The 13,083-nt window shown below is 30.7% G+C and carries 11 protein-coding genes; 1 reads left to right on the top strand and 10 read right to left on the bottom strand.

The annotated features are described in order from the left end of the window. Positions 1-142 precede the first annotated feature (142 nt). The 9 genes from SJY17_RS02345 to mfd all read right to left on the bottom strand — a co-directional run bounded on the left by SJY17_RS02345 (position 143) and on the right by mfd (position 10,794). A complete protein-coding gene (locus SJY17_RS02345; protein ID WP_397363850.1) occupies positions 143-478 on the bottom strand; it encodes a hypothetical protein in 336 nt (111 codons plus the stop codon). 1 nt (position 479) lies between these two features. Beyond that, entirely contained in the window at positions 480-1,037 is a 558-nt protein-coding gene (locus tag SJY17_RS02340; protein ID WP_397363849.1) for a hypothetical protein, read from the bottom strand. Positions 1,038-1,227: 190 nt separating this feature from the next. Then, entirely contained in the window at positions 1,228-1,389 is a 162-nt protein-coding gene (locus SJY17_RS02335) for a hypothetical protein (RefSeq protein WP_397363848.1), read from the bottom strand. Between the two features lie 16 nt (positions 1,390-1,405). After that, positions 1,406-2,569, bottom strand: a complete 1,164-nt coding sequence (locus SJY17_RS02330) for an HNH endonuclease family protein (RefSeq protein WP_397363847.1) — start codon at positions 2,567-2,569, stop codon at positions 1,406-1,408. Further along, entirely contained in the window at positions 2,566-3,627 is a 1,062-nt protein-coding gene (locus SJY17_RS02325) for an adenine-specific methyltransferase EcoRI family protein (RefSeq protein WP_397363846.1), read from the bottom strand. The genes SJY17_RS02330 and SJY17_RS02325 overlap by 4 nt, the downstream gene beginning before the upstream one ends. Before the next feature lie 291 nt (positions 3,628-3,918). Beyond that, positions 3,919-4,764: a hypothetical protein gene (locus SJY17_RS02320; protein WP_397363845.1), complete on the bottom strand. Its 846-nt coding sequence runs from the start codon at positions 4,762-4,764 to the stop codon at positions 3,919-3,921. 51 nt (positions 4,765-4,815) lie between these two features. Then, a complete protein-coding gene (locus SJY17_RS02315) occupies positions 4,816-6,003 on the bottom strand; it encodes a tyrosine-type recombinase/integrase (RefSeq protein WP_397363844.1) in 1,188 nt (395 codons plus the stop codon). Between the two features lie 47 nt (positions 6,004-6,050). Then, positions 6,051-7,409 (bottom strand): TlpA family protein disulfide reductase, encoded by a 1,359-nt coding sequence (locus tag SJY17_RS02310; protein ID WP_397363843.1) that lies wholly within the window; start codon positions 7,407-7,409, stop codon positions 6,051-6,053. Between the two features lie 34 nt (positions 7,410-7,443). Next, positions 7,444-10,794 (bottom strand): transcription-repair coupling factor, encoded by a 3,351-nt coding sequence (gene mfd / locus SJY17_RS02305; RefSeq protein WP_397363842.1) that lies wholly within the window; start codon positions 10,792-10,794, stop codon positions 7,444-7,446. Between the two features lie 272 nt (positions 10,795-11,066). Here mfd and SJY17_RS02300 point away from each other — a divergent pair, with 272 nt between their 5' ends. After that, positions 11,067-11,498 carry a TerB family tellurite resistance protein gene (locus SJY17_RS02300; protein WP_397363841.1) on the top strand — a complete coding sequence of 144 codons (432 nt, stop codon included), beginning with the start codon at positions 11,067-11,069 and terminating at the stop codon, positions 11,496-11,498. Between the two features lie 53 nt (positions 11,499-11,551). Here the strand turns inward: SJY17_RS02300 and SJY17_RS02295 are convergent, their stop codons facing one another. Continuing rightward, positions 11,552-13,075 carry an ATP-binding protein gene (locus SJY17_RS02295; protein ID WP_397363840.1) on the bottom strand — a complete coding sequence of 508 codons (1,524 nt, stop codon included), beginning with the start codon at positions 13,073-13,075 and terminating at the stop codon, positions 11,552-11,554. Positions 13,076-13,083: the final 8 nt, after the last annotated feature.

Below are 13,083 nucleotides of genomic sequence, written 5' to 3'. Positions count from 1 at the left end.
GTGTACAACGTGTTTGTGTATGATTTCGTTGCGTGTTTCAGCAACTAAATTAGTAAACTAAAACGAACCAGAGGAAATTCCGAAGGAATTTCCAAGTAGGCGAGTACTAGCAATGAATTATACACGTTGTTGGCAACTGGCTTTATTCAGTAACTGCTTGCTCTTTATATTTCTCAACGAACTCTTTGGCATCTTTCATAGATTCAGGATATTTGACGTAATTCTGATATCCTGTTATCTCTCCTTTAGAGTTCTTAAATATAGTTTCCCAAACGTGGTAATATTTAAATCCATTATTGACTAGAAATCGGACAACATCCCATTTTTTATTATTACTTTGTTTTGGTGGTTGAAACAAGTGAGATAATTCTTCCATTTGATTTTCACATTGAGGACATTGAGAACTACGTATTTTCTCAATTTCAAAAGGTCGATTATATGATTTCTGGCAATTAAGACAGACTTTTTTATATCCCATTTTAGTTTTTCAGTTCGTTTTTATACAGTTCCGCTATTTTTTTTCTGTTGGTTTCGTTTTTCAATATATTCTGTAACCACATTTGTGGTTGTTCAGTCGCACTTTTATATTCTTTGTCTTTATATTCCTTAAACTCTGAAAAGTCAAACCAATTCTTATTGTGAATGTGCTGAAGTGAATAAACAGCCATTTCTCCGTTTGTAGCTCCAAAAAATGGGCAAGTATGGACTTTCGTTTTTGTTGTGTCAGAAAGTTTGGTAATTAGAAATTCAGTCAGTTTTCCTTTGTCGTTATCCGAGAATTTTTTCCAATCCATTTCGCTAAAAACGAGTAGTTTTCCCTCTCTTTTAAACTCCGTTTCACTTACGTACTGTTCTCCACCTAAACAACCACCTTTTTCGAAAACTAAAACATTCCACAATTCAGATATTGAATCAGTTTGTGTTATTTTAATTAATTCAGTTTTCTCTATTTGAGCAATTTCCGTTTTTAATTTCGATTGATTTTTACACGAAATCAAAGTTGAAATCAGAAGTAATATGTTCAATGCGTGTTTCATTTTCAGCTTGTTGCCAACGGTTTTGTGTATGAAACGTAGCGTGTAAATAAACGCTAACTTTTCGGATTTAGCACGAGCCGAATTTTTATTTTTTCTATTTATCTTTTAAATTCTAAATATACAAAAATAAAAATTTGGCGGACTTAATAAATAAGCAAAAACCTCTCGGAAAGCCTATAATAGCTATGTTTTATACACGTTGTTGTGTGTAGTGTTTTTGCGTTCTGCTTGGTTTTCCGATGTTTGTTTTTAGTTCTAATGTGTGCGTTGGCAAGACATACTCTTTTGTAATTTTTGGCGTAGCGTTGGCTGGTGCGAATTGCAAATGTGTATGGCTTTTTAGCGTTGGCATTATTCAGTTCCTATTTTTATTTATTTCCTTTTGCTCTATTATGAGTTTTGCAAAGCATTTCGCAATTATCCTTTACAGTTGCTCCTCCTTTACTCCAAGCAGTTACGTGGTCAGCATCCATTTCATTAATTTTCCAAATTTTTGTTTTGTTAGAATTATTTCCAAGTGCACACAAAGGACAATTAGATGTGCTTTTGCTTTTTGCTATTTTTGTTTGTTGTGCATAAGTAGATTTTTTTGTTGCTTCATCAAAAACTCTTACTTGCAATAATTTTGTGTCAATTGAACCTCCTAAAATATACTCAAAAACACCTTTTCTATTTTTCACAAATGGGTCTCCGTAAAGTTCTCTTACTTGTTCAGAAACTTTTCTTGGATTGTAAGCGGTTTTATGGTAATTCTCATATAATCTACCCCATTCCAAACCACACATTTCTTTTTCTACATCAATAAAAACTGTTGATACCCAATCAATGACACTATTAAAATATGATTTTAATTCCTTAATGTTGCTTTCCTTTCTATTACTACTCATATAGTTGTCGATTTTACCTAGACTAACCCAATCTAAAGCACATTCAAGAATTTCTTGTCTATCAACACTACCTCTTATGTAAGCATTCCATTTCTGAATATTTGCATTTTGACTATTGCTAAACTCTTCTTTGCAAAGCGTAACAAATTGACCAGAATAAATTGCGTTTCGAAGTTCTTGAGCGTTAAGTGGAACTCCAGCGATATTAATTGTTTTAAACCATTCTTTAATTTCACTTTCTTCTCCTTCACATTCGAATATCAGAAGTTTTGCCTCTTCAATTTTTTTCTGCTTATCAATTGGTAAACTATCAAAATATTGTTCCATTCCGTTTCCATCTTTAATAGGGAATTTGAAAGTTAGAAATCTACCAATACTTGTAATTCTTTGTTGACCATCTAAAACTTCAAAATGACCATTTTTTAATGTATTAAAGTAAATTAGACCTAAAGGATAACCTTTTAAGATGCTTTCTATAACTGCAACATCTTTTTTGCCATCTGCATAAATATAATTTCTCTGATATTCTGGTTGAATTGTTAAAGTTCCAGAAAGACCAAAAAGACCTTTGCCTTCTGCTTCATTATATACGAAACCATCACAAATTTCTTTGACAGTTATTTCGCTTCTTAATGTTGTTTTCATTTCTTTTTAATTAAAATTCGAGCATATATTTTTTTGCCATTAACAAATGGATATCCAAAATTGTATTCATTTATTTTGGTAGTTGCCATAATACCAATTATTTCGAATTGATTTGGATTATACTTGTCAAGAAATGTTATTGGAACTCCCATTGTACCATCAAAGTCTGAAGGTATTGCATCTGTAAAAGGAACTTCAATAGCATCATAATTGTCATATTTCTCGTATGCAGGTTTCTTTTTTAGTTTTTTGTTAAACCTATTATTATCATCTAAAGACATTAATTTTAATGGTTGATATCTTTTTCCGTGCTCAATATTTGTTAACCAAAGACAATTATTTGTTGCTACAATTCGATTACCTTCATTATCGATTCTTGCTTCTGTCCCATATAGTTCATAAGTATCTGGAACAATAAAACCAGATATCCATCTTCCCATTCCAGTACCTAACCAAATTTTATTTTGTGCAATTAAAGCAAAAACCTCTTGGTATGCTATCGCATTTATATTTCCAATAATAGCAAATTGCTTATCTGCTTCGATTATCCATTGTAAAAAATCTCGAAATAATGAAAATGGTGGATTAGTTATAATAATATCTGCTTCATCCCTTAATTTTATTACTTCTTCACTTCTAAAGTCTCCATCTCCTTTAAGGTAATTCCATTCTAAATCTTCAACGTCAATTCTTCCATCTTCTGTTACGTCTCTTTCTAAAGTAAATATTTTTCCTTGACTTTCAGTTTTGCTACTATCGTATTGTGGTGCACTTTCTTCAAATAGTGTTACTTGATATCCGAGTTGATAAGGTTTGCTATTTGGTGCATAACTTGTACTAATCAGTTTTTTTATTCCGAAACGTTCAAAATTCTGTGCGAAAAATTTAGTGAAATTACTCCATTCAGGGTCATCACAGGGAAGCAGAACTGTTTTACCTTTAAATACATTTGGATTGTAGTCAAGATATGCTTGTATTTCCTTTTGTATGTCAGAGTATAAGGTGTAAAATTCGTCATTCTTGGCTTTTTTAGCTTGTGCTAAATTGTTTATTGCCATATTAATTTATGTTTATCTTTAGTTTTTAAAGTTAGTACTATTTCGTGCGTTGGCAAAAAACAGCTCTTTTATTTTTTTTAGCGTTGGATTTCGTGTCGGCAAAAAAATAAATGTGCTGTTTGAGCGTTGGCTTTATTAGTTCAAATGTTCAATTTTAGCACGATTTTTACATTACACACAACGTTGTTGTATAAGATTAGTTGCGTGTTTTAAGCACTAAAGTTAGCAAATAAATCACAGATAGAAAATCCGCGAGGATTTTCGTAAGTAGGCTAGAACTAGCAATTAATTTTATACGTTGTTAGCCACTGGCTTTTTCCACATAATTGTTCCTTTTTCATAGTCAACTTGTTCAATGTCACAATATTCAGTTTCTACAAAGTTTTTGTTACTCATTAGTTTAAAAGTTCTTTTTCTACCGCCAATTAATTTCAGGCAATCTTCAGCAACATCTTGCCAAAGAACTATATTTTCACCTTTTAGTGCTGATTTCACACTCGCATAAACCACTCCATCTAAACTCGGAAATTTCTCTTTTATATAGTTCACAAAAGCACAGGTTATTTTATAATTAGAGTTGTCTTTTTCTTTATCCAAAGTAAATTCATTAGCTATGAATTCCAACATAACTTTTAGTTGATTAAAATTTGAAGTTCCATCATCTAGAACATTATATGAATCCTTTGCAGAATTCAGAAGACTATTGTCAACTTCTTTGTAATCAGATGGCAAAATTACAGCTAAATTTAATTCACGAATTACGTCCCAAGCACCAATAGTTATGATTTCATTTCTGCTATTTGGATTATTTCTGAAAACGTTCATAGATTCTGAAAAACCTGTTCCTTCGTTTAAGTTGTCATTACAATAAAACAAACCTTGTCCTGGTTCATTAGCTCTTCCAAAATAGTTAATATTTAAAATATCTTTTCTAAAACTTAAATCGTCTATTTTCTCAAAAAGTATTTCCCCTTTTCTATGACTTCTCGTTCTAATTAATCTAAAAGGTTTATGATTTGCTACTGGAACAGGTAAAATTTGATTTAAAAATATGTTTTTGATATGAGTATAGCTTTCAGAAGTATTTTCTGCTTTCAATTCTTTAAGTCTGTCTATTAAAATTTGCACTTCGTTCATTGCTTGTGGCTAACTGGTTATATGAGGATAAATATAAGCATTTATTCTTCTTTATATTCTGTTTTGGAACGATATGCTCACCTTTTGTTCCTGTTTATGTGATTTTGATATTTGTTCTAAAGCATTGTCTAAAGGGCTTTTAATTGATAAAATATCTTTTCTAGCAATGTGAGTATAAATCATGGTTGTTTTTGGACTAGAGTGTCCTAATAATTCTTGGATGTGTCTTAAGCCAACACCAGTTTCTATTAAATGTGTGGCATAACTATGTCTTAGTGTATGTGGTGTTACTTTACCTATAAGGTTTGCTTTTTTACATGATGTATTCATGAATTTTCTAATACTACTTGCAGAATATGCTTGTTTTTTTAAGCCTTCAATTAAATAGTAGGATGGTTTAAATATATTAAGGTAATTTTCTAGAAGTGGTAAAGTGCTTTCTGCTAAGACAACATATCTGTCTTTTCTACCTTTGGCATTTTTTATATGTATTTGTCTTCTATCTATTTTAAGATCTTCGATCTTTAAGTTTATTAATTCGCTAATCCTTAATCCTGCAGAATAGATTAATGCTAAAATAGTTTTATGCTTTAAGTTTTCTGTAACTCTTAATAAGCGTATAACTTCATTTTGAGACAATACATTTGGTAATGTTTTTGAGGCTTTTGGTCTTGATAACTTAATGTCATCAATGTAAGTATAAGGGTAGAAAACTATAAATAATTTTAAAGCACTAATAAATTGTCTTTGTGTGCTAATTGCATAGTTTCGTTTTATATAGATGTTTTCTATAAAGTGCTCGACAGCTTTATTATTTAAATTTTCAAGTACGTTATCGTTATTATATTCGACAAAATCTGCTATTTGTTGTGTATAGGTGTCTATTGTGCTTAAACTGTATCGTTTGCCTTTTAAATATTTGTAAAAATTATTTAAAACTGTACGGTTTTTAGCGGTTAAATGTCTTAGACGTCTTTTTGGGTGTTGTTGAGTTGGCATACTCTTATTAAATATAGCGTCTGCATTTATTTGAGCTTGTCCATTAAAAATTTTAAAAAGTAACTTTAAATTTTCTGGATTGTTTTTTATATACCAACTAGCCAAAGTTTTACTCCATTTAGCTTTTGGTAAGTCTCTTAAAAGCGCTATTAAAAGGTTGTTGTACTTAAAACTAATTTTAATTTGATGCTCCTTTTGATGAAATATGGGTTGTAGATTTATTTGTGGTAATTGCTTCATGCTTAGAATTTTGTACTCTAAAAATACAAAATTCTAAGCATGAGGTGTTAGTCCTCTTTTTTTAACTCTTTTTTAGGTTTTGGAAGTGCTTTAAAATAGCTTTCAAAAGCTTTAAAATCGTAAGGTTTATTAATTATTTTTTTGTCTTTGTCTAGTACAAAATAACTAGGTGTGGACTTTACATTATAATTATCTCCAATTGGGTTGTCCCATTTACCTTCTCCAAATACATGGTAAAACTCTGGATAATCATAAGTCATATCTTTCCATCTGTAACGGTCTTCGTCCAATGCAATTGCTATAACTTTTAATTGACCCTTATCTAGCGTTTTAACTAGTTTGTGTAACTCTGGTATTTCTTCTAAACAATGAGAGCATGTTGTGCTCCAAAACAGCACTAAATAGTTGTTTGCTTCTTTTAAGCTATGCATTTTTTTTACGCTAGCTTTTCCTTCTTCGTCATAAATAACAATGTCAAAATCTTTTCCAATGTTACCGACAGAGGCGTTTATAAAATACGTTAAATCATTAACTAAAGTATAGTCGTTGTCTGCTTTGGCAATTGGTAAAAGGTGTGCGTTTGCAATATGGTTTGCAACAGGTTCTACCTCTTCTACAGCAAATTGATTCCATAAAATTTCTAATAAAATCTTTTTAACTTTTGAGTTTTGTCCTATGGCTTTTACTGCTGCATTTATATTATTAATATAAGACACGTTTTGATCTTCATTATCTATAAAGTTAAACACATAATTTAAAGTAGCTTCTATTAAAAAGTTAGAGTTTTGTAATACAGGATTACCAAAATTAATATGCTTAAAGTAGTCCTTTTTAGCATTTTCTGTAAACGTTTTGGCATCTATTAACTCTTCTGGAATATAGGGCTGACTTGCTGTAATAAAATTAAGTACTAATTTACCTTCTGCTGCTTTTTCAAATTCTGATTGTGTTGTTTTTAAGATATCAATAATCTTTTTAAAATCTTTGCCATTTTTTTCGTTTTTACTATAAAATGTATTTAGGCTTTGACCAATTAAAGACATGCTATTGTTGTAAGAAACCCATAACTTGTTTTCTTCTGATGTTGTAAAATCTAATCCTTTTTCAAGATCAAAGGTAAGTTCGATGTCTTCGTTATTATATAAAAAATCAAAGTTATACTCGTCTTGTGGTTGTGCATAAACGATACGGTAAGTTCCTGGTGCTTGTGTTTTTTTAAGTTCAAAAACAAAGCTTCCGTCTTCTGCTATATCTGCATTGTCTACAAAAATTGAAGTCTCTGCAGTGACTTGATATAAAAAGGCAAATTTAAATTGATCTGCAGGAGTAAATTTTCCTTTTATACTGTGTTGTGCCAATACAACACTTGGTAGTATCGCGATTAAAAAAAGTATTTTTTTAAACATATTATTTAATGGTTTTCTTTTATAATTTCAAAAACTATTCCAAAATTGGTTTTAAGACAGATAATGCTTGTTTCACCGATTTAATGTTGTCAAAGGTAAGTAATAAACGTAAACCATTTCTGGTTTGTTTTTCTTTCATCTTACAAGATTGAGGGTTTGATTGTACATATTGCAATAGTTTAGTAAAGTTTGGACTTTGATAAAAATTACTTTTTTGATCGTTTATAAAGTAACCTATTAACTTACTTTGTTTCATGATTACTTTTTCTACACCTAACTTTGTAGCAATCCACTTAATACGTACACTATTTATTAAATCTATTACCTGAATTGGTAATTCTCCAAAACGATCTATAAGTTGTGTTTCAAAAACCGCTAGTTCTTCTTCTGTTTTAAAGTTATTAAGTTGCGTGTATAAAGTTAAACGTTCTGAAATACTATTAACATAATCGTCTGGAAATAACAACTCAAAATCTGTATCAATGGTTATGTCTTTGACATATTCTTTGTTTTCTAATGGTTCGTTATATAAGTCTTTAAACTCGTTTTCTTTAAGCTCTTCAATTGCTTCGTTTAATATTTTTTGATAGGTATCAAAACCAATTTCGTTTATAAAACCACTTTGCTCTCCACCTAATAAATCTCCAGCTCCACGTATTTCTAGATCTTTCATTGCAATATTAAAACCACTTCCAAGTTCTGTAAACTGCTCCAATGCTTGGATACGTTTTCTGGCATCATTAGTCATTGCAGAATATTCTGGAGTAATAAAATAACAGAAGGCTTTTTTATTACTACGTCCTACACGTCCACGCATTTGATGCAAGTCGCTTAGTCCAAAGTAATTAGCATTGTTTATAAAAATAGTATTGGCATTAGGCACATCTAAACCACTTTCTATAATAGTTGTACTTACTAATACGTCAAAAGCTCCATTCATAAAGCCTAACATAAGTTCTTCTAGTTTTTTACCTTCTAATTGACCATTCCCAATTCCAATTTTTGCATCTGGAACTAAACGTTGTATCATTCCTGCAACTTCTTTAATGTTTTCTATCCTATTATGAATAAAAAATATTTGTCCTCCACGTTCTATCTCATAACTTACTGCGTCTCTAATTGCTTCTTCGTTAAAACGTATTACATGACTTTCTATAGGATAGCGATTTGGTGGAGGCGTAGTAATTACAGACAAATCTCTTGCTGCCATTAGGCTAAATTGCAAGGTTCTAGGTATTGGAGTTGCTGTTAATGTTAAAACGTCAACATTGTCTTTAAGTGTTTTTAGTTTTTCTTTTACTGCAACACCAAATTTTTGTTCTTCATCAACAATTAGTAAGCCTAAATCTTTAAACTTTACTTTTTTGTTAACTAATTGATGTGTCCCAATAATAATGTCTACGTGTCCTTTTTCTAGTTTTTCTAAAGTTTCGCGTTTTTGTTTAGCTGTCCTAAAACGGTTAACATAGTCTACTGTTACCGGAAAATCTTTTAGACGCTCTGTAAATGTTTTATTATGCTGAAATGCTAAAATGGTTGTTGGTACCAATATAGCTACTTGTTTACCATTATCTACTGCTTTAAAAGCAGCGCGAATAGCAACTTCTGTTTTACCAAAACCAACATCACCACAAATTAAACGATCCATAGGACGCTCACTCTCCATATCTGCTTTTATATCTGCAGTTGCTGTAATTTGATCTGGCGTATCTTCATAAATAAAAGAAGCTTCCAGCTCGTGCTGTAAATAACTATCTGGTTTGTATTGATACCCTTTTTCTAGCTTACGTTTTGCATATAATTTAATAAGGTTAAATGCAACGTGTTTAACTCTAGATTTGGTTTTAGCTTTAAGAACCTTCCAAGCTTTACTACCAAGCTTATAAATTTTAGGTGGTTTACCATCTTTACCATTAAATTTTGTGATTTTGTGTAAAGAGTGGATACTTAAATACAGCACATCACGCTCTCCATAAACCAATTTTATGGCTTCTTGCTTTTTACCTTCGACATCTATTTTTTGTAGTCCACCAAATTTTCCTATTCCATGGTCAATGTGTGTTACATAGTCGCCAATATCTAGATTGGTTAATTCTTTTAAAGTTATGGCTTGCTTTTTAGCATATCCATTTTTAAGATGAAATTTATGATAGCGCTCAAAAAATTGATGGTCTGTATACACCACAATTTTATTGTCATGATCTACAAATCCCTGGTATAACGACTGTGTTACGGTTTTGTAATGTACGTCCTGATCTACATCGTCAAAAATATCATGAAAGCGTTTGGCTTGTTGATCACTAACACAAGCTATATAGTTATTGTAATCGTTATTATGATTACTGTTTAAATTATCTATTAATAAATTAAATTGCTTATTAAATGCTGGTTGTGGTGTTGTATTGTGTTGTATAGTTTGCGTTGCATTAAATACCGAAGTGGTACCAAACTCAATAATACTAAAGTCTAATAATTGTTTTTTTAGTTCTGTTGAATTACAAAATAACTCTAATGGTTCTGCGTGTTTTATATCTGTTGAAAGTTTGCCAAAAGCCTCCACAGCTTTACTAAAAAAGTCATCTATCCTATCGAAAGTTAAATCAAAGTTTTTACCAAAAACAACTGTTTTTTGAGCAATGTATTTAAGGAAACTTTGCCTAGACTCGTCCATAAGTTTATTAGCAACATTTGGAATGATGCTAATTTTTTTAATCTGCTCTGTAGATAATTGTGTTTCTACATCAAAGGTCCTAATGCTATCTACTTCGTCTCCAAAAAACTCGATACGATAGGGTTGGTCATGAGAAAAAGAAAATACATCTACAATTCCACCACGTACAGAAAACTCACCTGGTTCTGTTACAAAGTCTACGCGTTTAAATTTGTACTCAAATAGGACTTCGTTAACAAAGTCTATTGATAAATTATCGTTTACTGTAATTTTTAATGTGTTGCGTTCTAGCTCTTTTCTAGTTACTACTTTTTCAAATAATGCATCTGGATAGGTTACTATTATTGCTGGTTTTTTGCGCGAGTTTATACGGTTTAAAACTTCTGCACGTAATAAGACATTTGCATTGTCTGTTTCTTCTATTTGGTATGGTCTACGGTAACTTCCTGGATAAAATAAAACGTCTGTTTTATTAATTAACTGTTCTAAGTCGTTTAGGTAAAAGGCTGCTTCTTCTTTATCGTTAAATATAAGTAAAAAGGGTAATTCTGTTTGTTTAAAGGTTTGTGTAATGATATAGGATAATGAAGAGCCTACTAGACCTTTTAAATGTATTTTGGGTTGGCCTTGATTTTGGGTTTGGACAATAGCTGACCGCAATTTTTGCGCTTGCAAAGATTGTAAATAGGTCTGCGAGATTAGTGTTTTACTCACTTAACTTTTATTTTGTGCAAATATAAGCATCCTTGCTTGAGAAAAAAACGAAGCTATTTAGTTTTACAAAATTTAACTTTTTAGTAATGTACTTTGGCAGATGCGTTAAGGATGGAGTGGTTTGTCTGAGCTCCTCGCAGAGAGCGAGCCACGAGAGCCTGGTGTTTTACACCTTTTTTAAGGTGTAAAATAAACGCCCAAAAAAAGAAACTTTTAATTTTAAAAGGCGTTGGGTTTGATTATATTTGTAGTCTAAAATTAAACAAAAAAGTATGTCATTTTCAGATTTATTCGATAGTGGATTTAAAAAGCGTAATGAGGATCATTTTGCTGCAATTGTACGTGTAGCAATGAGTGATGGTGTTATTACTGATGAGGAAAAAGCGTTTTTAGACCGTTTAGCACGTAATTTAGATATTAACGAGGACGAGTATAAACAGATTTTAAAGGATTATAAAGAGCATCCTGTTAATCCTCCAACATCTTATGATAGACGTTTAGAGCGTTTATATGATTTATCTAGAATGGTTTGGGCAGATCATATTGAAGGTGAAAAGCAAATTGCTATTTTAGAGCGTTTATGTGTTGGTTTAGGATTTAAGTCTAGTAATGCAAAGTATGTTACACATAAGGCTTTAGAGTTGGTTCATGAAGGTGTGGATTTGGATACTTTTATTGATGAAATAAAAACAATGAATAAATAATCTCTATTTAATTTATAAATAAAAAAAAAGCGAACTAAAAAGTTCGCTTTTTTTTATGTTAAGTATTCTTCGATTTTTGTAATTAGTGTGTCTTCATCAAAGGGTTTTTTAATTACATCATTGATTCCTGCTTTTTTATAGCGTTTTAAATCGTCTTTAAAAACACGAGCTGTTAAGGCAATTACTGGAATACGTTTATGCTCGCGTTCTGGCATTTTTCTTATTTGTTGTGTGATCTCGTCTCCATAACTATTAGGTAATTTAATATCCATTAATATTAAATCAAATTCTGAGTTTTCTATTCTTGGAATGACGTCTTCTCCTTTATTTACTATGTCTAAAAAGTAATTGCCTTTAGAGGCTAATACTTTTAATATTGATAGTTGTGTTATCTCTGAATCTTCGACTAAAAGGATGTTAAATTTTTTGTCTGATTTTGGTTTTGATGATGTTGTTTCTTTCTTTTTTGGTTTTAAAGTATAACTACTATCCAATTTAAAATTAATGTTTGTAGAAAATGTACTGCCTTCTCCAACAGTTGAGTCTACACTAATTTTACTATGTGATAATTCTACTAAAAATTTTGAAATAGCTAATCCTAAACCTGCTCCTTTATAAGCTTGTGCATTATTTAGTTGTGTAAAACTTGTAAAGATGTCCTCTTGGTTTTCTTTTGCAATTCCTATTCCTGTGTCTTTTATTTGAAAATGTATGCTTGCTTTTTGGGCTCTTATTTGGTTTAATGACACATTAAACTCAACACCACCAACTTCTGTAAATTTTATTGCATTTTCTAAAAGATTACTAAGTACTTGTCTTAATCTTAAAGCATCACCACCAACAATATCCGGAATATTGTCATTAAAATTGGTTGTAAAGGTTAATCCTTTTTGTTGTGCTTTTATGGTAAATATTTTTTCAATTTGTTCTAATAAATCTCTTAAGTCAAAAGGTTCTATTATTAGTTCTAATTTACCTGCTTCAATTTTTGATATGTCTAAAATGTCTTCAATTAATTGTTTTAAATAATTTGAAGATGAGTCTATTACTTTTAAATAATTGACTTGCTCGTCATTTAAATTAGTCTTTTTTAAGATGTCAGAAAAGGTTAAAACTCCGGTTAAAGGGTCTCTAAGCTCATGACTAAAATTAGCAATAAAAGCGTTTTTAAAGGTTTCTTTTTCTTGTAAATACTCGTTTTTTAATTCTAATATTTGCGAGTTTATTACTGACTCATTTCTTACCTGAGCTGTCGTTTGATAGTTGTTATAGTGTATTGTTAAGTCTAAAATAACTATTAACGGTAATTTTTTGCCATCAAACGTTTTAACAATAATATCTGTTATTATTGTTTGGTTTTTTGTGTTAATTAAATGAATACAAGAAAATATATGGGTTTGATTGTTATCCTGTAAAGCAGAATGTATGCTTTCAAAAAAAGGATGAATTTCTGATATGTTTTGACCAATTAAATTTGGGAAAATAACATGGTCAGATTCTTTAACTGTACCATCAAAGTCTACAATTATATATTGGTTTACGGATTGGGAGTGATCTTTTTTATATTGTTCTAACATATATTAAG

The organism is Olleya sp. R77988 (genome assembly GCF_044594215.1).
In the GTDB taxonomy this organism is placed as follows: Bacteria; Bacteroidota; Bacteroidia; order Flavobacteriales; family Flavobacteriaceae; genus Olleya.
Note: the sequence above shows the minus strand (reverse complement) of the source record. Positions and strands in the feature narration are given on the sequence as shown.